Genomic DNA, 20,585 nt, shown 5'->3' with positions numbered 1-20,585 from the left:
AGTTTAAAACTTACTCTGAATTTAGCCAAATATAACCCTGACCTCTTATGGTTTTTATCCATTCACCTGGGGGGAGCTTTTTGCGCAATTCGGATACTAAAATATCCGCAGTACGAGAGAGCCCATCATATTCAATGCCTCGAATGCTTTTCATTATGTCATCACGTGACACAATTTCGCCGCTTTGTTTGAATAAGCAATGCAACAACTTAAACTCTGGTTGAGATAAAGGTAGTACTGAACCGTTATAGCGAACTTCAAAACTAGCAAGATCAAAACTAAAGGCTGACGGCCGACTGGGTGTCGTATTTGTGGCAGGTTGTATTGTTCGGCGTAGGCTTGCTCTGATACGGGCGAGTAGGCGTCTCGGTTCGACTGGTTTAGCTAAGTAATCATCTGCGCCGAGCTCTAAGCCAAGAATTTCATCAATAGAATCCCCGCGAGCCGTCAAAAAAATAATAGGTCCGTCGTAGCGTGGCCTAATTTGTCGACATACACCTAAGCCGTCTAGTCCAGGTATCATGATGTCTAAAATGACTAAATCGGGTGCTTTTTCTGGAATCGTTTCTGCAGCGGCAATGCCATCGGTAATAATATCTACCAAATAGCCATGGCTTTCTAAGTAGGTAGCCGTTAATTCGGCTAACGCTAGATCGTCTTCGACTAAAATAATTCTCGCATATTCAAACTCTGGTGCTGTCATCAATATACCTTCCAGTCTACGCCTAACCGGGTAGACCAATTTGTTGGGGTCAGAGGGTCAATGGTGGTCTTTAAAGATAATTTAAACGAAGTACTCAACCTAGCTTGGATGTTTGTGCCAATACTATGTTCGTGTGAATTTAATGAGTAGTGCCCGAATACTCCAAATCGCCAGCGTTGCCCGTAATTAAACTCACCATTCAATGATTGCCAAGTATTTTGATAAACGGCAGAAATTTCGGAATCAAATTTAGATTGCTTTTGTCTAACCTTAGGTTCGAACTTCCACTGCTGATCTGAAAAATAATAGGTTGCAGCAGAACTGAAGGTAAAGTCGTTCCAGGTAACGCTTGGTTTGAACGTCGCATTATAGGTATTACGAGCGCTCATCATGATCATGTTAAACGACAAAGGTGCTTGCCAGTTTTTCCAGTGGCCATTTGCGCCAAGCTGCAGCAAACCAAGAGTCTCAGTTTTTGAGTTTTGTTGTCGCAGTAATCCACCGTAGCCGACATATAGCTCGGGAAATAATGGCGACTGTTGTATGTTTATGGCGGGCAATCGAACTCTAGTCTTACCCTGAAAAGACCAATTCATGACCGTTGCTTGGGCAGGCATTTGAAACGCCACGGTTGTTCTAGCCAAGAGTAGGTGATTTAAAAGTTGCTTGTGCTTTTGTTCAGCATCAATAATCTTAAGCCTGACCTTAAGTATGACATTCTCTGGTAGCGAGTAATTCTCTAAGGCAAACTGCCAAACAGAAATTGCCGCTTCATAACGTTTAAGACTGTAGAGAATTGAGCCTTTTTCAAGATATAGCCTTGCTGCATCAGGGCACTGTAAAATAAGTGGGTCTAGTTCTGCTAACGCGATAAAAGGCTCACCTTCGTTATGGGTAGCCGTAATGTGGGCTATTTGACTCTGCCAATCACAGCCCAGTGCTGGCATTGCGGTTAACATGGCAGCGAATGAAATATAACTGATAGGTGATAGGTTCAATTTGAATCCTCTTCATCATCGTCTTCATCCTCTAGCTCGTCCTCATCATCCTCATCATCAAGGTCGTCGTCTTCAAGGTCGTCATCTTCGAGAGCCTCTTCTTGCTCTTCTAGTCGGTCTTCGAGCCAATCCTCTAGCTCTTCGGTATCTTTTTCATCTAAATTCTCGAAAAGTTCTACTAAGTCCTCATCGCTCATATTCAGTCTGAGGTTCAAATCAATTAACCACAGCTCTAAATCTCCCGTAGATTGATTCGGATTGTTTACGAACAAGCGATCGAGCTCACTGATTAACTCCGAAGCATTTGTATCCCAAAGAAGGTTATCGGGCAAGTCATCCCAAGTTCCCCATTCATCGGCTAATGCGTAATAAGGAAAAAACATAACGAGTAAAGTGAGTCGCCATTTCATACTGAACCTCGCTTGCGGTCATGCTGGCTACTTTTAAGGCCGGGTAATTTGGTCAAATTGTCTTCTAGCGCTAATGGTAGGCTTACTACAATACAACAACCGCCTAAAGCCGATGCGCCAAGAGAGAGTTGTGCGTTGTAATGTGAACACACGGCGTGCACTAAACTTAATCCAAGGCCGTGGTTTTGCCCTTGTGATTTTCGACTGACATCTTTGCGTTGAAAAGGCATTAAAAAGCTTTCAAAATCGTCAGGTGATAAACCTTTGCCATCATCATTGACCCTCAGTTCAATGTTATCTTTAGACAGCAATAAATGTATCGACATCCGTTTGTTGCCATACTGCATAGCATTATCTATTAGGTTTTGTGATAGCCGACGCCAATGAGTGGGCTCTATTGGGTAGCTTATTTCAGGGTGGCTAAGCGTTAGGTTTATTTCAAAACTATCCGTAGCCGCTTCCTTTACTTGCTTTTGTAAAGCCTTGGAAATATTAAAAGGCTCAAAATTATCGTGTGTTGTCGAACTTAGCTGGTGGTATAGCAGTAATTCATTTATTAGGTTAGTGAGCAAATCTAGGTCGCGATTCATGTGCCCTAAAAAATCTAATTTATTAGTTTCTGCAGTCATTTGTAAGGCGAATTTTAATCGAGCTAAGGGTGTTTTTAAATCATGTGATACTGCAATGTTCAATTGACGGTTTTGTTCGACCTGCTTGATTAAACTATTGGCCATTTCTTCAATGTGCTGTGCCATTGCGCCTAAACTATCGGAATAGTCAGTTGGCAGTTTGATCAACCCTTGGGCGTGTGAAAAGCCTTCTAAGCCAATTCGTATTTCTTCAATACGGTGGTAAATGGGCCGAATGATTAAAGTGAGAGCAATAGCCAAAATAGTTAAAGCTAAGGTTAATACGCCAAACCACTGCGCGTTGCTAAAAGCTTCAAAGCGATCAATTGAGCCAATTTTAATTGCCTGCTCTGCTCCGGCGGGTAAGTATAACCAGTCAGATGTTTGATCTTTAGAAGGTAGCATAACCGCTTGACCTGCCTTCAGTTGCCTAATAGATAAGCGTGAAAGCGACTCAGCTTCTCTATCGACTCGCATTAGTTGCCATGGCACCTGCAATTGCAATTGTTCGAAGTATGCTTGGCGCTCGTTGGTGGGTTGCAGTGAAATGTTATTGAGCAGCAGCCAGCCGAAGCCAATGTACCAATCACGCCAATTACTGACTTGAACATTCGCAGCAAGGTTATTATTTAGGCGTATATTCACATCGGCAGTTTGCGTCGTCCAAGAAGAGCTAGACACTTCAATAGGGGCTTCTAAGTTAACAGGGTTTAGCGTCCAGCTTGAATTGGTCAAACTTGAAACGAGCTCAAGCCAACTGGCTCTATTTTCAGGTTCTAGAGCTAACCAACCTACTGATACCATATCACCCACTGGCATAACGTTTTTGCGGACAAAAGATTCATAGCGTTTATCGCCTAAAAACATTAGAACTGACAGCATCAAAATAATTGTAATAACCAACCCAAAGGCCATTCGGATGTAAAGTTGTGTAAACAGGTTGTTCATGAAAGCTCTCAGTACTATTCAGTGCCTACTTTAATGGACTCAAGCGTTTAATTACAGTCCTGCTACAAATAGGGAACGAATCAAGAACATTGTAGGTCAAGCAAAGAGCGTACTCTGTGTCCACTCACTCAAGCAAAGGATACTGACAATGAAATACGTAATACCAACGATCCTCTTTACTTCTATCGCACTTGTTGGCTGTAACCCAGGTGATAGCAGCAAAGGCACAATGACTCTTAACATTAAGGCAGACAAGGCACCCACCGCTAAGCAAGCGACCCGTGCAATTAATCGAGCAGCAACAGCAGCGCTAGCAATTGATGTGATAGATGTACTAGGAAGCGTGAAAGGCACGGTTACTTTGACCGATGCCTGGGTTGTGATTGAAGAAATTGAACTTGAACATGAAGACGATTACGCGCCTAACGAAACTGAAGTTGCCAGCGCAGAAGACATCGAGTTTGAAGGTCCGTTTGTTCTTGATCTAAAAACCAATACGGTTTACCCAGAATTGCCAATGATCAGCATCAAGTCAGGTACTTATACTGATATTGAGTTTGATTTAGAGCCACTACTTAATGAAGATTTGGCTGGATTGGTTGACCTAGATGAAGCCACGAAAGCGCAGCTAACAGGTAAAACGATTTATTTCAAAGGTGATTATCAGGCTTTAGGTAGTGCTGATACTGTTCCATTTAGCTTAGAAACCAGTGAGGAAATCGACTTTGAGTTGAATGCACAATCACTAGATGCTAATGGCTTTGTGATTGACAGTATCGGCATCAACGATGTGATCGTGGCATTTAAAATGGCAACTTGGTTTGATTTTTCGAACCTAGAAACAAATGAATATGATCACTTAGACCTATCTGTTTTTGATAGTACAACAGGGATCGCCTTAACAGACAATAACGCGCAGATACTTGATGTTATTGCTGAAAATATAGAGTTTTCTGCCGATTACGGTGTAGATGAAGACGATGATGGCGAGCTAGATGATGAAGACGAAGATTAAGCGTTAGTTCTAGTTAGAAAAATAACAGTCTATAGCGATAAAATTATAACGCGAACAGATAGCCAAAATTGGCTGAGTGTTCGCGTTTTTTTTGTTAAAATTGTAAGCTTCTTAGCCCAGACTAACTAACTACCGTTAGCTTTATCATGGTCGGTAAACTTGTACTGCTGCATACGAGCTTGCTGTCTTTACGATCAATAGGAAGCTTTATAGCTGCATGTTCATTGCTATGACGTTTATTGGATGATACAAAAGCAAGCTCTAGTATCTCAGACCACATGTCTTCAGTAACATCAATAAAGGTTTCGTGTTGGCTCACCGCACTAATAAAATCTTGATAAGTCAATTCAGTTTCTCTCGGCGCTTTTGATACTTCGGTAGAAAAATTTCGTCTATGGTAAAGGTGCGCGGGATACACTCGCCATGAAAAAGGTCTATTTAAAAGATAGGCCAACACTAAAATAAGGAGTGAGCTAAATAACACTGGACCCAGGGTATAATAAATCCCCAGAGGCTCAAGTGTACTGCCACCTAGGACCACACCTAACGCGGTAGCCCCTCCTGGTGGGTGTAAACATCGAAGTGCGCTCATCACGAGTACTGATAAACCCACAGCAACACTAGCGGATAAAAGATCAACAGGCAGAAATATCTGACAAAGTACGCCAACGAATAAGCTAATGATCTGACCACCTAATACTGGCCACGGCTGAGAAAGCGCACCATGAGGCGCAGCAAAAACTAATACAGCACTTGCGCCAATTGAAACAGCAATAAAGTGATTCAAAGGCAGGTCCAACCTGACACTTAACTGTTGCGCTAGCAATGAGAGAGTTAACATTCCCAAGGTACAGACCAACGCAGCGGTTAGTTTCTCTTTAGCTGAATTGGTTGTGCTGCCTATTCCCAAATATAACTTCACTTCAGGAAAAAAACGTTGAGTTGGTTTTAGGTTTTCGCTCATTTGATGTCGAAGTCCGGTTTCAGAACAGTATGATAGGTAACCAACATGTAGTTTTTTATATAAGTTAGGAATACTGCAATTCCACTATGGAATAAGATGTTTTTTAGCAATAGGTAATCAACTTCATTGTTACTTGGTTTATCAATACTCGTCTGTGCTATAAACCGACTAGTACTTATAGGTTTTGCTTGGATCAATTTAATGCCTTCAATTTTTAGTTGGAAAAATAGCGAATGATAGCTGTATGATGCGCTGCCAAATTATTCGACAGTCGACCAGCTTGAGCGGCGGCAGTATAGAAATTTCAATTTAATTAAGATAATGAAATAAAATGAATCACAGTATGAATATTTTTGATGGCCATTCCGATCGAGATTTCACATGGATGTAGTTTTAGCTAAAACCTTTTTAACTATTGTACGAACCGGTAGTTTTGTTTCTGCAGCAAAGTACCTAAATGTATCTCAAACGACGGTGACTGCGCGAATAAAGAATCTTGAAAGATCGCTGACGTGTACTCTGTTTAACCGCATACGCAGCGGCGTAGAGCTCACCGAACATGGGTTGCACTTTGCAACATACGCCCAGCAAATTCTCGATCTATGGGAAGCGTCGAAGAGGGAATTACCATTATTGAATAGCTCAGATGAGCGATTGGTGATCGGTTGTGCATCTTCATTATGGAATCCTTTAATCTCTTATTGGGTGGCAACGATACGAAAAAAGCACCCTCTGTTAAAACTAACGATTGAGGTGTTAGACCAAACTGTTCTAAATAGGAGATTGACCGAAGGCTTGATAGATTTGGCTGTTGTACATTTACCTTCTTATTCAAGCGAGGTGTATGTTGAGCATATTCTCGATGAGAAGTTAATTATGGTGAGTTCAATCGGGCAAGACCCGAACTATGTTTTTGTTGATTGGGGCTCTGAGTTTCAAGAGCAACACGATACCGCTTTACCAATGCTGTCGACCGATTCACTTAAGTTTAACTTAGGACCTGTTGCCCTTCAGTACATTTTGAGAGAAGGCGGCCGAGGTTATTTTAGAACAAGGGTAGTTAACCGTCATATTGAATCAGGGCAATTATTTAAAGTAGAGGATATGCCGGAGTTTTCTTATCCCGTGTTTGTATTGCAACGAGATCGAACGAATGCTATTGCAAATGACTGCCTTGTCAGCTTAAGAGGTGTCGCAAATAGCCAGGCCGATTGGTTTTAATCCGTGTTTACGGAGTCAATTCGCAAAAGGGTCACAATGATAAGCCTTTGGCGTCTCAAGATAAGTGACTTTGCCACATAGCCCTTAGACTGTCCGCTCTATAACGAGGGCAGTTTAATGAAACCTATTTATTCCTTTTTGGTTTTAGCGTTTTTAACCAATTTAGCTTCTGGCTTACTTGCGAATCAGACTCTATCTGAAGGCTGGTCGCAGCTACTAGAAGAGCATGCAGGCTTAGCCGCGCAAAATAGACAAGTTGCGGCAATGGAAGCGCAGCTGAGTGTGAGCAAATCGTTAAGATTGCCCGATGTTAAACTCACTGGTCAATGGAATGCCTTAGACCAAGAGGTCGGCGTTTGGTTTGATTCAAGTGCATTAATGCCGGGTGGCAGCCCGATTTATATGCCAGTGCAAGATCAACAATACGTTGATGCTGAAGTCACCGTCACCTTACCGCTCTATACGGGTGGAAAATTGAAAGCCGCTGCTCTAGCCAGCCAAGGTCAACTGCAAGAACAAGTAGCGGTGCAGCAGCAATATATAGATCAACTGTTTGTGGCCTATATCGAGCGATACCTCACGGCAAGTTTAGCCCATCACAACGCCAATATTCGACAATTAGCCGCAGATAATCTTCAGCAGCATTATCTTCGGGCTGTACGTATGCAAGAAGAAGGCACAATCGCCTATACACAGCGTCTCAGTGCTCAGGTTGAGCGCGATAAGGCGCGTCGCCAGTTAAACCAAGCCACGGTCGATGTGCAATTATCGAACTCGGCCTACCAAGCCTTGTTTGCATCTGAAGTGCCATTACCAGCAGCGAATTTATTGTTCGTAGAAAATGAGCCCTTATTGGTCACGGAACTTAGAAATCAAGGTATAGAGTATGCACCGGCTCTTAAACAAATAAATGCCAAGCAACTGCAAGCGCAAGCCGGACTGAAGTCGATCAAAGCGCAGTGGTACCCAAGTGTTGCTGCCTTTGCTCAATTCGAACTCTTTCCAGATGATCTAACCGATCTCGACCCACAGTGGGTCGCTGGTATCGCATTAGAGTGGCAGCTTTTTGGCCGAGGCAATCGATTAGCCGAGTCCCATCATTATGCTGCCCTAGCTCAGGCAGCAGACTTTAGCGCGATACAAGCTCAACGTGATCTATCGGTGTTAATAGAAAAAACCATCTTCGAAGTAGACAGTGCGAGAAGTGCGTTTAACGCCTTGCAATCGAGTAAAGCACTAGCAGCAGAGAATTTGAGACTGCAAGAGAAGGCATTCTTACAGGGTATAAATACTTCACTCGATATTATCGACGCAGAAATATTAACAACGGGAATCGCCCTGGAGAGTCAAAAAGCACTCTTTGATTTTTATCTTGCCCAAGCCAAACTTAGCGCCCTTATGGGTCAGCATGAAGCGTTTCTTGTGGATCTACAACATGCCCAGAAAACCAAACTCATTCAACAATAATTTAGAGAGTCCACGATAATGAAACGCACGACCAGCATCATCACTTCAATATATATTGCCGCGTTGATAGCCTTTATTGGCTATGGCTATTTTCTGCAGGAAAAAAGCGATATCGACATTATCCAAGGCACAATCGATGCACCCGAAATACGCATCAGTGCAAAAATACCCGGCCGAGTCAGCTCTGTCTTTGTAGAAGAGGGCCAATTGGTTGGGGCAGGAGACGCTATATTTTCATTAGAGAGTCCAGAACTCAACGCCAAACGTTCACAAGCACTTGCATTAGTTGAAGCTAAAAAGTCTTTACGAGACCGCGCGGAGCGTGGCGCTCGCTCCGAAGAGCTACAAATCGCAAGTGACAACTTGGTTAGAGCCCAAAACAATGCAGAGTTAGCGCAAAAATCACTCCAAAGACTGGAGAACTTGTTTAACGATGGTCTAGTATCGGCACAAATGTTAGACGAGGCAAAAGCCCAAGCAAGCTCAGCTTCGTTTGCACAAAAATCTGCACAGCAGCAACTACAGATGGCAAAAAAAGGTACCGAGCAAGAACTTAAAGATGCTGCAGAAAGTGACCTCAATGCGGCGCTGGGAGTGTTAGAAGAAGTTGATGCCGCACTCGCTGAAACAATGGTTTCGACCGTCAAAGCAGGCGAGGTAAGTTCAGTGCTCATTCACGAAGGTGAAATTTCACCTGCGGGCTTTCCGGTAGTTTCATTGATTAATACTAAAAAGGCCTATGTTCGCTTTCATCTTTCTGAGAACAAGTTAAAGGGTCTCAGCATTGGCTCAACGATTGGGGTAACAATACCGGCTCTCGACAAAACTGAGACGATGGAGATATTTTATATTTCTGCAATGGGCGACTACGCAACCTGGCGCGCCACAAAACCGGGTGAATACGATTTAAAAACTTTCGAAGTAAAGGCTCGTCCCAATACTTTTGATACTAATTGGCGAGTAGGTATGACAGCGATTATTGATGTATTAAAGGTAAGTGAATGAATCTGTTCATCACCGGTCTAAACCGTGAGTGGCAAAGAATTATTAGTCAGCCAAGTTATTGGGCTTCGTTGTTTCTTTTGCCTTTGGTTGCCTTTGTCATTGTCTGGGCCATTGTTATAACTCCAAATATCACCGATGTATCGTTAGATATTGTGGATTTAGATGGCAGTAAAGCTTCTCGTGATTTAGCATTTCGTTTAGACGCCAGCGCTTCGGTTGTCGTTGAGCATATACTGCACAGTGAACAACGGGCGTTGGAACGCGCCAAAGGTAAAGAGAGCTTTGGCTTTCTGGTGATCCCAAAAGGTTATCACGGCAAACTGGTTTCAGGGCAGTTCGTTGAGTTAAATGCTTATGTGAATCAGCAGAACTTTATGCTCGGCAATATACTTAGTAACCAAATTATTCGCCAAGTCATAGAAGACGGCACTAAGGAAAGTGCATTAGAACTCATGATGGGTGGTCAAATAAAAGAGCAAGCGCTGGCCAATGTTTACCCATTGAAATTATCACGCAGTGTTTTGGGTAACAGCTATCTGAATTACCAAAGTTTCTTGCTTGCTGCTTTGTTGCCACACTTATGGCACGTTATAGTCATGATGGTCACTGTTATTGCGTTAGGCAGTGAATTCAAAAATGGTAGCGTTAAACAGTGGATGCAGGTAAGCAATAACCGGCTATCATTGGCCATGCTGACTAAGTTTAGCGTACCCGTTTTGGTGATGGCAATTTGGATTTGTCTCATAGATATCTTTGTTTTTCGAATGCTAGGTGCTGGCGGTTATGCTTCACTAGGCAGTTTGTTGGTGGCCAGCTGGCTGACGCAGTTGTGCTATCATTTTGCCGGATTCCTCATTGTCGCTATTACGACAAACTACCGTTTAAGTTTGAGTGCGGCTGCATTTTATACCACGCCCGCCTTTGCGTTTGTCGGTGTGACATTTCCAACTTTCAATATGAATTGGATGTCGCAGTTGTGGCAATCGCTTCTACCCATCAGCGTACTCATACAAGTGCAGAACGACATCTTGCATTGGGGGGCAACACTCTTTGATGTTTGGCCAAAATTAACAATCGTTGCTCTATACGCTTTGCTTTTTGGTGTCTTAGGTATGTTGACGATTCGCAAAAAACTCTATGACAAACACTATTGGTTCAAGCATTGAGGGCAAGCAATTGAAAACACTGATACAAGAACTAGCCTGGCTATTTCGACATAAAGGCGCCTTGATCATTTTATTAGGGGCGCCCATTTTATATGCCCTATTTTACCCTTTGCCATACCAGCATGCGGTCGTAGATGATATTCCGCTGGTGGTTTGGGATGACGAGCAAAGTAATACGACCCGAGACTGGATTAACCAGCTCGATGCAAGTGCTAAACTTAATGTCATTGCAACACTGCCGGGAGAACCTAACACCCAGGTCTTCGATCGCTTTAGCAATGCCCAGCTGTTTATTCATTTTCCGAAGGGGTTAGACAAAAACCTCGCCTCGCAACAGCAAACCGTGATTGCATACGGTGGGAAAGCCGATAACTTTTTGGTGTACAGCGAGGGCGTGAAAAGCATGTCATTGGTGTTAGCCCATATTAATCAAAGTTTAGCACTTAAGGCATTTTACTTTTCGGAAGGTAATGCGGTTACGGCGAGTGCTGCCGCGCAGCCAATCGAGGTTAATGTAACACCATTATTCAATGCCGATTCCAGTTACATGCAGTACCTAGTGCCATCGGTTTTTATATTGATCGTGCAACAGGTGTTGATGATGACATTAGGAATGCACTGGGGTTATCGTTTTGAAATGGATCGCGATGTTGGACCTGTATTTTATGTCTGGTTGGCTCATATTGCTATTTATAGCTTACAAGGCTTGGCATTAATCGTATTCTTTTTTCGTATTATGTTGCCATTGCAGGGCGTGCCCTATACTGCTGATGGCTTAAGGTTATTGTCAGTCGCGTTGCCATTTGTCTTGGCTGTGGTGGGTTTTGCTATGGTGGTCAGTGTGCTGTTTAAAGAGCAGGAATCGGCAATTATTTGGTTACTGCCACTGTCGGTGCCGATCATGTTGATGGCAGGCATTAGCTGGCCTAACTTTGCAATGGCGTCGTGGGTACAAGTTTTAGCGCAATGCATACCGTCAACTTGGGGGATGAATGCGTTAATCGATGTTGCTTTTATTGGTCACCTTCCGAATTATAAAGTAGGTTGGACCGGTGCGTTTATTTGGCTTAGTTTAGCCCTTTGCGTTCGGAAAATTGTTGTCGATAGAGTACCGGTGGTTGCCCCGTCCATTGTTTGAAGGCTCGGGTAAAGTTAGCTGGCTCTGAGAAACCGAGCCGGTAACCAATTTCTAGTACGGGGATATTTTCGTACTGAATATACTGCAATGCGAGCTCTTGGCGCGTTTCATTGAGTAAACGTCTAAAGCTCTGTTCATTGTCGGTGAGTTTTCGTTGCAGGGTTCGTGTAGACATATTTAAAGCCGCGGCGACAGAAGCCTGAGTTATATCGCCCGACGGCAGCTGTTTTATAATTTCAGAGGTCACCAATACCACAACATCTTCTTTGAGCATGTTTAAATAGCTTTCGACTATTTGGTCGTTCAGTTTTGCTAAAAGAGGATTCGCAGACGGTAAAGGTTTATTTAAATCAGATTTTGAAAACCAAACCTCATCGTATTCCGCTTGATCAAGTAGGGTGCATTGAACATGTTCTTGGTACGGCTTATAAAGCTCACCTAGTGAGCGTTTAAGGGTCATGCGCTCTGCACTAAATTGAATACCAAAAAAACTGCGACATAAGCTTAATAAGCCTAAGGCGGCCGACTCCCGTAATTGACTAACAGACTCCGCAAGGGTGTGATCGGCAAATTGAGCTTTTAATGCTTCCAATAAATCTGAAGAAGAAAGTCTAATGCCGACTAAGTCATCCGTTTCAAGCAACGTCAGCTGCACCGAGGTTGTCAGCATTGGGTAGTATTGCTCAAGCCTCCTAATCGCCTCCATTCCGGTTTGGCTGGTTGCCATAGCAAAGCCTAACGCATGGAAAGTGCCCGCATTCACACCTCGGGCGACAATCAGTGGTAGCTCTGCCGGGCAGCTTTGTGCCGCGAGTTGCCAAAACCGGACCACCGCTAATGTCGGCAGTCGAGCATTAGGGTCTTCAAGAATAGAGGCGTCGATATTTAGCTTTTTCAATAAGGCTTGGGTATCGACACCTTGTTGTTCAAACACTTGAACAAATAATCTTGGCCAGCTGCTTAGTACCGAAAGCTGCACGAACGACTTCCTTTATTTGTGTGAATTAAAACTGATCTTTGGTTTTCAACCGAGGCTCAAGATAAGTCACAGCTTTTAGACCAGCTTTATATTGATCAAGCATGGTTTGCTGCTCTACCAACGGCAAGGAAGATTCAGTGAGCTGACGTTGAAAACCGCTCAAGATCATTTCTTTACTGAAATCGACATAACCTAATACATCTTGAATTTGATCGCCTTCTTTTAAGTTTGAAAGCACCAATTGCCCATCTTTATCAAAAATAACATCGAGGCTATTGGTGTCTCCAAATAAATTATGTAAGTCGCCCAAAATTTCTTGATAAGCACCGGCCATGAAGAAGCCTAGCCAAGGGCGCTCTTCATCTTTCCAGTCTGGTAGCGGCAGGGTCGACTCAACGCCTTCGCCGTCGACGTATTCATCAATTTTGCCATCGGAGTCACAGGTAATATCTTGAACCACACTGCGAATAGTTGGCTCACGGTCTAATCCGGTTAACGGCAAAATCGGGAAGATTTGATCAATACCCCAGACATCGGGTAACGATTGAAAAATGGAGAAGTTAACAAACAGCTTCGTCGCTGTTTTTTCATTAAGATCAGTGAGCATTTCTTGATGCGTGCGCTTTGCAGGGTTTAGTTGATCTCTAATCAATACATTAATGGCTCGTGCGATTTCTTCCGCTAGTGCGCGTTGAGTTAATGTTAGCTGGCCTTGGTTGTAAGCTTGATGAGCGTCGTTCATAAAATAGCCGGCGTCATGGTATAGCTCTGCATAAGGGCGCTCATGCTTTAGGGTACTCTGGTAGCAATACCAAAGCTCTTTAAGAATATTCGGATCGTCATCTTCTGGCTTATTTGGTGCTTCTAAACTAGGCGATTCTTGCTCGGCTACATCGGTAATAATAACCGCGTGGTGAGCAGTAACGGCTCGGCCAGACTCACTGAAGATTTTAGGATGAGGCAGTTCTGCTTGCTCGGCTGCTTCACGGAACGCATAAACAACATTGTTCGCGTACTCTTGTGTTGAGTAATTCATTGAGCAAGATTCACGTGAGCGAGTACCTTCGTAGTCAACACCAAGACCGCCGCCAACATCGACAGACTGAATCGGCACACCGAGATGACGTAGTTCCACATAAAAGCGAGCACACTCGCGTAAAGCGACTTGAATATCTCGGATATTTGCAACTTGAGAGCCAATATGAAAATGCAATAACTGGAAACAATCGAGCCGGTCGTGCTGCTTTAATTGCTCAATGACATTAATGATTTCTGATGCAGTTAAACCGAATTTTGATTTTTCTCCACCGGAGGTTTGCCATTTACCACGACCCACACTTGACAAGCGCGCACGAACACCTATGCGTGGAATTACATTCTGTTCTTTCGCAATGTCCAAAATCCAGTCAACTTCGCTGGCCTTTTCGACAACGATGTAAACTAGATGACCAAGCTTTTCGGCGCTTAAGGCAAGGCGAATATATTCTTCGTCTTTATAGCCATTACACACAATGGTCGTTTTGCCTTTTGCAGCTTCGGCCATAACTGCAATAAGTTCTGGCTTACTGCCCGCCTCTAAACCAATGGTTTCAGTCCCGGCTAGTTTCTGGCCTTGAATAATTTCCTCAACAACACGGCGCTGCTGGTTAACCTTAATTGGGTATAACGGCTGATAGGTATTTTGGTAACGCTCAGAGGTGATCGCGTTTGAAAAAGCCGTGGTAATTTGGCTAACACGGTCATGTAAAATATGCGGAAAGCGTACTAATAAAGGCAGCTTTAAGCCTTTGTTTCGCGCTTCAATAGCGATGCCCTTAAGCGTCACACCTGAGCCATTGTTTAAAATAGTGTCACCTGCCTCATTGACTGAGAAGTAACCTTCAGACCAGCGGTTGATGTTGTAAAGTTCAATCGCGTCATTTACCGTCCATTTCATAAGCTCTCTCCTGAAACGTTCATTAGCATTCTGCACCGTTGGCCTATCGTAGCATAGGTGTTTTTAAGGGGGGCTTATTGTATGTATTTATCGGCAATTGAATAGTGTTTTTTACAGAAAGGGAGTCGTAATGCTTAACAGTGTTGCACATGAGTAGAGGTGCTGTAAAAATGGGGCGTTCATTGGCATAGATGCCAATGACGAGCCCCCATGGATGGGTTTACGGCGTCCCCAGTTTTACAGTACCTCTGCTCAGACGGCCACTGGGTATTGGGCTGACTACGTACCTGCATTTAAAAATTGACTTACCGAGTAAGTCTTAACTTTTGCGGAACAGCTTCACAATAGGGTGGTGCAATAGGTTGTCGATGTAAACTTGTTGTGCCATTTGACGCAGTGCATCGGAGTAAGTTGGGTACGGGTGAATAACCGCCTGAAGCTTACCGAAGTTTAAGCCTAGGGTTTTCATCACCTGTACTTCGGCGATGAGTTCTCCTGCTCGTTCGGCAATAATATGGGCACCCAATACTCGGCCTTTGCGATTGACGATGAGTTTGATTTTGCCAAAATCACCGGCTTTGGTGATGGCGCGGTCAAGCTTTTCAAAGTCGTAATGGTAAACCCGAATGCTATCGCCATGCTGCTCTCTTGCTTCTGCTTCGGTCATACCGGCGCGGGCAAACTCAGGGTCGGTAAAAGTTGTCCAAGCCACATGCTGGTAATTTACTTTGCGGTTAATGACCGGGAGCAGCGCATTCATGGTGGCAATTTTGCCTTGGTAGTTTGCCATGTGCGATAACAAGTAAGGCCCAGCAACATCTCCACAGGCGTAAACGCCTTTAGCGCTCGTTTGCAAGTGAGCATCAACGACGATGCCGCGATCTACATTAATACCAACGCCTTCTAAGTTCATGCCTTTAACATTAGGAGATCGTCCGAGGGCAACCAGAATAGTTTCTGCTTCAAATACTTTTTCTGTACCGTTATTGTCGGTAACTAAGCGAATGCCCTGTTCTGTTTTTTCAACCTTTACGGCTTTATGATTTAAGGCGAATTTAATCTGTTCTTGTTCAAGCTTTTCGCGAATAATTTTAGAGAATTCAGGCTCTTCGCGGAACATGACTTCAGGCATCATCTCAACCACTTGAACATCAACATTCAAGCGTGCCATTGATTGTGAAAGTTCCATACCAATGGCGCCAGCACCTAATACAATGACCGACTTAGGCAGTACGGTCTGTTGGAAGAAATTCTCATTGGTTAAAAATGGCACATCGGCCAAACCAGGAATTGGTGGCACCATTGGGCTTGAGCCCGTCGCAATGACCACTTTTTTGGCTTTATATTGCTCGCCACTAACTTCTATTACCTTTGGCTCAATAAATTTAGCATTGCCTTGAACGAAAACAGCTCCGGCTTTTTCAAGCACCTCAGGCGTTTCGTGGGTGTAAATTTTTTCACTGGTGGCGCGGACTTTGTCGAGAATGTCTGCGCTATCAATAGTGATGTCAGCATATTTTTTAGCAATATGGATATCTTTAGCTTGGTTAATTAAACCTTTGCTAGGAACACAACCTGACCAAGTACACTCACCACCGGGCCGGTCTTTTTCAATAATCAGTACTTTTTTTCCAAAACCCAGTGCAGTAAATGCGCTGGTTAATCCGGCTGCACCGGAGCCGATAACGATAAGATCATAAACTTTCACGGTAAATCCTTAATGAATGAGTTGCAGGTTTGCGTAACAATTTGACCTAAAGCGCTTGGTAAAGTTCAGCAATTTTATTGTAGCGCTCACGGTTTAGACCCATATCTGAATAACCGGCGCGGCTGGCAGAACGAAAATGAACCTCTTTGTTGGCTTCATCAATGTAAAACTCAACGTCATCGCGGTACTTCATCAACGCTGTTGTGAACACAACATAAAGGTAGTGGTCGGTTTGCTCTATGATTGAGGCGTTGCCGTACTGCGCAGATGCTGCCACTAAAGCCTGCATTGTTGCAGTTGCCGTGCTTTTCATTGCTAGAGGTGCAACGTGCTTTTCAGGGACGTCGGTTTGGCTAGAAACGTTGTTAGGCTTTTTATCAATAGCTGACAACTGGCCATCCGTAACACCTAAAGTAGGCGCTTGGCTATTTTGATAATAAATACGGCCAAAGTTAAAGACGATGAATATAGCGATAATGATTAATATAGTGTTCATGTGTGTTCTCCAATGAGTAAATTACTTTGTGCGCAAAATAATGCATGGAAAAGATTGACTCGTCAATAGTTTGTGCGCAAAATAATGTTTTTTTATTGCTGTAGGTATTCACGTGTCAGAATATGCTCAATTAAAGCTCGAAAATCAGATTTGTCATTCTTTGTACTCAGCAACGAATGCGTTAATAAGAGCCTATCGACCACTACTTGAGGTGCTAGATCTAACCTACCCCCAGTATTTGGTGATGTTAGCGTTATGGGATGAAGATAATGTGATGATTAAGCGCTTAGTCGAACGGACGCGCTTTGATGCCGGTACCTTAACGCCTATTTTAAAGCGTTTAGAACAAAAAAATATCATAGTACGGCAAACCAGTGCGGTTGATTCAAGACAGAAGGTGATTATTGTCACTGGTAATGGGCGGGCATTGGAAGCACAAGCAGCCTCCGTACCCGAGGCCTTAGCGTGTAAAATAAAGTTCAGTGAAGAGGAAGCTGTGATGTTGAAGCAGCTAACAGAAAAGCTCTACAGCGCCATTTAAGACGCCGTTACTAGTTATTAGAAAACGTAAAACAGCACTGTGAAGAAGTGAAGCCCGGCGCCCATCAATACAAATAGATGCCAAATAAAGTGGTTCAACCAAATGCGATCATTTAAGTAAAATACTAAACCCAAAGTATAAGTGATGCCGCCAGCGACGAGCATGCCAAACCCGATGGGCTCTATGGCTTCAATGAGTGGCACTACAAGTAATAGGGCAGACCAACCCATGATCAGGTTCAATAACACCATAAATAAGTGGTAACGGCGCAAAGGCGTTAGGTGAACAATGGTTCCGGTGATGGCGCAAAACCATACAAAACTAAATACTAGCCAGCCCCAAACACTTTGTAGGCTAACCAGTGCAAATGGCGTAAAAGTGCCTGCTATCAAATACAAAATGGCAATATGGTCAAAGCGTTGCATTAACCTGCGTAATTTGGGGTTTTCAATTGAATGATAAATAGCAGAAGCGGAGAACAACGTAATCAAGGAGGCACCGTAGATAATCGCACTGACGACAGCCCATGAATTGTGGCTGTTAATAGCGACAATCAGTAATAAAACAGTGCCGACAAATGAAAATAAACTGCCAATGGCATGGGACGCGGTGTTTAGATTATCTTCTAAACGCGAGTAAGCAGGAAGTGACATGGTCATAATAAACCTTCTTTAAAACGACGACGGTTACTCCTTATTATCGGCCCTAATCTGTATTTCGCCACAAAAACATCGTTCGAAAAATGAAACATTACAAACTGTCAACGGCTTGGCGCAGAAATGGGTCGCACCGAAATTATGATGCGACCTGATTGCTATTATTCGTTGATGCCGAGTAATTCAACTTCAAAAATAATAACCGCACCTGGTGGAATTTTACCGGCTGCTTGCTTGCCATAGCCAAGCTCACTCGGAATAGTTAACCGAGTTTTTTCACCCACAACCATCAATTGTAGACCTTCAGTCCAGCCTTTGATCACTTGGTTTAAGCCAAAGCTGATCGGCTCGCCACGATCAACAGAACTGTCAAAAACAGTGCCGTCTGTAAGTGTTCCATGGTAATGTACTTTTACTCGATCAGAGGCTTTAGGGTGTTCGGTTCCAGTGCCTTTCGTTAGTACCTCAAGCTGCAAACCAGACTTTGTCGTCACGACATTAACGTTTTTAGAATTCTCAGCTAAATACTCGATACCTTGTTGAATGTTTTCTTCAGCCAGTTGGCTGTTACCTGCGTTGCGTTTTATTAACACCACAACCGCAATAATAACGATGACAACTAAGATTAATTTGGACATGCATTACCTCTTTTTAAAAACGCCTTTTAGAGCGTATGTTTGGATGTATTGAAATTTATAATGAAGCGCTGCTGCGATCTTGCAGTTCAGCCCATTGTTCCCTAAGCGCCATTAAATGCTCACTCCAATAGCGATCGGTGCCAAACCAAGAAAACGCCACAGGAAAGGCTGGGTCTTGCCAGCGTTTAGCTATCCATAGGGCGTGTTTAATCATGTGGACTGTTCGCAACGCTTCTGCGAGTGGGATTTCTTTGCGCGGAAACTCACAAAACTGTTCGTAACCTTCTTCTAATTCATTTAGTTGTTGAGCTTGTTCGTGAGCACTGCCAGAAAGTAGTTTCCAAATATCCTGCATAGCAGGTCCCGTTACCGTATCGTCAAAGTCGACTACCAACAGTTGATCATCGCGCGTTAGAATATTTCCAGGGTGAAAGTCACCGTGAATACGGAACTGCTCTGATTGATCAAAAATACGTTGAAAATAAGGTAACTGGCTCTCAATGCCCGTTAAGCAATCTAAGTAGTTGTGCTTTATATCTGCGCTCATCATGTCGCTATCTTGAAAAAACAAACGAGCTTCTTGGATTGGTTCGAGTAGCGTCATAACCGGGCGGGTTTTAAATGAAGCTTGCTTGCCGACACTGTGCAAACGTCCCAAAAGCTGGCCTACTCGGTACAGCTGATCGGGATTATCTAACTCAAAAGCATGGCCAGCCCGCATCGGGAAACTCGCGAATAAAAAGCCATCTTGCTCATGCAAGTTTGCTCCATTAATTTGCTGTGCCGGTACAACAGGAATTTCCGCCTCAGCAAGTTGATCGGTAAAGTCGAGCTCTTCTTGAATTTGCGCTTTGCTCCAACGATTAGGGCGGTAGACCTTAATAACAACGGGCGAGTCGTCTTCTACCCCTACTCGGTACACTCGATTTTCATAGCTATTAAGCGGGTAAATTCGGTAATCGGTATAAAGCCCAATTGCTTCAAGCCAATCAATCAATCTGTCTTGTGTAAGCCGTTCGTACGGGTGTTGAGTTTCCATAGCACCGAATCACAAAAAAGTGGAATTGGCCGCAGTATAACGGAAAGCCCCAGAGCACGACACGGGAATTATTACCTCTACTCAGTCTTGACATAAACTGCTATTGAGCTCGCTTTAACGGTGTTCTGGCGAGAACCCATACATCGACACGTAGGACTCCTGCTTTTTTAAGTAAGCGCGCAATTTCTCCGACAGTCGCCCCAGACGTAAAAACATCATCGACCAGCACAACATGAGATGGGGGTGACTGGGTTAGCCGAAATGCACCTTTAAGTGTTTGCCGCCGCTGACGCTTGTTTAACCCTTCTAATGGCTTGGTTTCAATGATTTTTTCAAGCCCTTTGAAAATAGGCACTTTATGTTGCCTTGAAAACTGTTGTGTAATCCAGTGCGCTTGATTGTAACTACGGCGAATCTCTTTGCTAGCGGTCATGGGAACAGCGATAAACGCCTCGGGCAAAATGAACTGCCTTGTATGTTCTTGCCAGTATTCGGTTAAAGCAAAACCAGCTGAGAAGCTTTTATGGTATTTAAACTGGAGAATTAGATGTCGAGCCAAAAATTCAAATGACCAGGGCACATATAGCTGATCCCAGCGAGCCGGGTGTTTTAAGCAATATCCGCATTTATGGCCATTAGATTCGGGTTCTCCACAAGCAGGGCAAGCTAAGGTAATGGTTGGCAAAAAACTTTGGCAAACTAAGCAAAGGCTTTGGTCTTTAAGGGGTTGCTGGCAACCAGGGCAAATGGGCGTGAAAAGTCGGTTCACCCATCGACGCAAATCGAGGTTTTTCATGGTTCGTCCTTGAACTCTGAGATTAGTTCTAGACTAGTGTTCTAACGGGAAATTCTCAATCAGCAGACGTCTAAAATGCGATAGAAGTCATGATTTCAGTGTTTCATAAAAATAGTGTGAAAAATCCACCGT

At 43.6% G+C, this 20,585-nt stretch carries 20 protein-coding genes; 7 read left to right on the top strand and 13 right to left on the bottom strand.

Annotation, left to right across the window (positions count from 1 at the left end; genetic code table 11):
• Positions 1-10 precede the first annotated feature (10 nt).
• Genes ACI882_RS03140 through ACI882_RS03125 form a run of 4 tightly spaced genes read right to left on the bottom strand, consistent with a single transcriptional unit; the run spans position 11 to position 3,688 of the window.
• Positions 11-703 carry a response regulator transcription factor gene (locus ACI882_RS03140; protein ID WP_411742976.1) on the bottom strand — a complete coding sequence of 231 codons (693 nt, stop codon included), beginning with the start codon at positions 701-703 and terminating at the stop codon, positions 11-13.
• Entirely contained in the window at positions 703-1,701 is a 999-nt protein-coding gene (locus ACI882_RS03135) for a tetratricopeptide repeat protein (RefSeq protein WP_411742977.1), read from the bottom strand. The genes ACI882_RS03140 and ACI882_RS03135 overlap by 1 nt, the downstream gene beginning before the upstream one ends.
• Positions 1,698-2,111, bottom strand: a complete 414-nt coding sequence (locus ACI882_RS03130) for a hypothetical protein (protein ID WP_411742978.1) — start codon at positions 2,109-2,111, stop codon at positions 1,698-1,700. Before ACI882_RS03130 ends, ACI882_RS03135 begins: the two co-directional genes overlap by 4 nt.
• Positions 2,108-3,688 carry a sensor histidine kinase gene (locus tag ACI882_RS03125; RefSeq protein WP_411742979.1) on the bottom strand — a complete coding sequence of 527 codons (1,581 nt, stop codon included), beginning with the start codon at positions 3,686-3,688 and terminating at the stop codon, positions 2,108-2,110. The genes ACI882_RS03130 and ACI882_RS03125 overlap by 4 nt, the downstream gene beginning before the upstream one ends.
• 148 nt (positions 3,689-3,836) lie before the next feature.
• On the opposite strand from ACI882_RS03125, the gene ACI882_RS03120 reads away from it, so the two are divergent.
• Positions 3,837-4,703: a hypothetical protein gene (locus ACI882_RS03120; RefSeq protein WP_411742980.1), complete on the top strand. Its 867-nt coding sequence runs from the start codon at positions 3,837-3,839 to the stop codon at positions 4,701-4,703.
• 121 nt (positions 4,704-4,824) lie between these two features.
• Here ACI882_RS03120 and ACI882_RS03115 read toward each other — a convergent pair whose 3' ends face one another.
• The gene (locus ACI882_RS03115) at positions 4,825-5,667 is read right to left on the bottom strand and encodes an HPP family protein (protein ID WP_411742981.1); all 843 of its coding nucleotides are present in this window, start codon (positions 5,665-5,667) and stop codon (positions 4,825-4,827) included.
• A gap of 381 nt (positions 5,668-6,048) precedes the next feature.
• Here ACI882_RS03115 and ACI882_RS03110 point away from each other — a divergent pair, with 381 nt between their 5' ends.
• The 5 genes from ACI882_RS03110 (at position 6,049) to ACI882_RS03090 (ending at position 11,664) form a co-directional block, all read left to right on the top strand.
• The gene (locus ACI882_RS03110) at positions 6,049-6,888 is read left to right on the top strand and encodes a LysR family transcriptional regulator (protein WP_411742982.1); all 840 of its coding nucleotides are present in this window, start codon (positions 6,049-6,051) and stop codon (positions 6,886-6,888) included.
• A gap of 117 nt (positions 6,889-7,005) precedes the next feature.
• Positions 7,006-8,355, top strand: coding sequence for a TolC family protein (locus tag ACI882_RS03105; protein ID WP_411742983.1), 1,350 nt, complete (start codon positions 7,006-7,008; stop codon positions 8,353-8,355).
• 18 nt (positions 8,356-8,373) lie between these two features.
• Positions 8,374-9,360: an HlyD family secretion protein gene (locus ACI882_RS03100; protein ID WP_411742984.1), complete on the top strand. Its 987-nt coding sequence runs from the start codon at positions 8,374-8,376 to the stop codon at positions 9,358-9,360.
• Entirely contained in the window at positions 9,357-10,526 is a 1,170-nt protein-coding gene (locus ACI882_RS03095) for an ABC transporter permease (RefSeq protein ID WP_411742985.1), read from the top strand. The genes ACI882_RS03100 and ACI882_RS03095 overlap by 4 nt, the downstream gene beginning before the upstream one ends.
• On the top strand, positions 10,498-11,664 hold the full coding sequence (locus ACI882_RS03090) for an ABC transporter permease (protein WP_411742986.1): 1,167 nt from the start codon (positions 10,498-10,500) through the stop codon (positions 11,662-11,664). The genes ACI882_RS03095 and ACI882_RS03090 overlap by 29 nt, the downstream gene beginning before the upstream one ends.
• Here the strand turns inward: ACI882_RS03090 and ACI882_RS03085 are convergent.
• The 4 genes from ACI882_RS03085 to ACI882_RS03070 form a co-directional block, all read right to left on the bottom strand.
• Positions 11,594-12,643: an AraC family transcriptional regulator ligand-binding domain-containing protein gene (locus ACI882_RS03085; protein ID WP_411742987.1), complete on the bottom strand. Its 1,050-nt coding sequence runs from the start codon at positions 12,641-12,643 to the stop codon at positions 11,594-11,596. The two genes, ACI882_RS03090 and ACI882_RS03085, sit on opposite strands and share 71 nt — an antisense overlap.
• 25 nt (positions 12,644-12,668) lie before the next feature.
• A complete protein-coding gene (speA, locus tag ACI882_RS03080; protein WP_411742988.1) occupies positions 12,669-14,579 on the bottom strand; it encodes a biosynthetic arginine decarboxylase in 1,911 nt (636 codons plus the stop codon).
• A gap of 319 nt (positions 14,580-14,898) precedes the next feature.
• Positions 14,899-16,287: a dihydrolipoyl dehydrogenase family protein gene (locus ACI882_RS03075; protein WP_411742989.1), complete on the bottom strand. Its 1,389-nt coding sequence runs from the start codon at positions 16,285-16,287 to the stop codon at positions 14,899-14,901.
• Between the two features lie 46 nt (positions 16,288-16,333).
• A complete protein-coding gene (locus ACI882_RS03070) occupies positions 16,334-16,783 on the bottom strand; it encodes a DUF1499 domain-containing protein (protein WP_411742990.1) in 450 nt (149 codons plus the stop codon).
• Positions 16,784-16,895: 112 nt separating this feature from the next.
• Between ACI882_RS03070 and ACI882_RS03065 the strand changes: the two genes are divergently transcribed.
• Complete coding sequence (locus ACI882_RS03065; RefSeq protein ID WP_411745411.1) at positions 16,896-17,324, top strand: MarR family winged helix-turn-helix transcriptional regulator; 429 nt, start codon at positions 16,896-16,898, stop codon at positions 17,322-17,324.
• Positions 17,325-17,341: 17 nt separating this feature from the next.
• Here ACI882_RS03065 and trhA read toward each other — a convergent pair whose 3' ends face one another.
• The 4 genes from trhA to ACI882_RS03045 all read right to left on the bottom strand — a co-directional run bounded on the left by trhA (position 17,342) and on the right by ACI882_RS03045 (position 20,453).
• Positions 17,342-17,983, bottom strand: a complete 642-nt coding sequence (gene trhA / locus ACI882_RS03060) for a PAQR family membrane homeostasis protein TrhA (RefSeq protein WP_411745410.1) — start codon at positions 17,981-17,983, stop codon at positions 17,342-17,344.
• Positions 17,984-18,141: 158 nt separating this feature from the next.
• Positions 18,142-18,618, bottom strand: coding sequence for an FKBP-type peptidyl-prolyl cis-trans isomerase (locus tag ACI882_RS03055; protein WP_411745409.1), 477 nt, complete (start codon positions 18,616-18,618; stop codon positions 18,142-18,144).
• Positions 18,619-18,673: 55 nt separating this feature from the next.
• Positions 18,674-19,657, bottom strand: coding sequence for a serine/threonine protein kinase (locus ACI882_RS03050; protein WP_411745408.1), 984 nt, complete (start codon positions 19,655-19,657; stop codon positions 18,674-18,676).
• A 100-nt stretch (positions 19,658-19,757) separates the two neighbouring features.
• Complete coding sequence (locus ACI882_RS03045; protein ID WP_411745407.1) at positions 19,758-20,453, bottom strand: phosphoribosyltransferase family protein; 696 nt, start codon at positions 20,451-20,453, stop codon at positions 19,758-19,760.
• Positions 20,454-20,585 lie beyond the last annotated feature (132 nt).

This window comes from Reinekea sp. (genome assembly GCF_046710285.1).
Lineage (GTDB): Bacteria > Pseudomonadota > Gammaproteobacteria > Pseudomonadales > Natronospirillaceae > Reinekea.
Note: the sequence above shows the minus strand (reverse complement) of the source record. Positions and strands in the feature narration are given on the sequence as shown.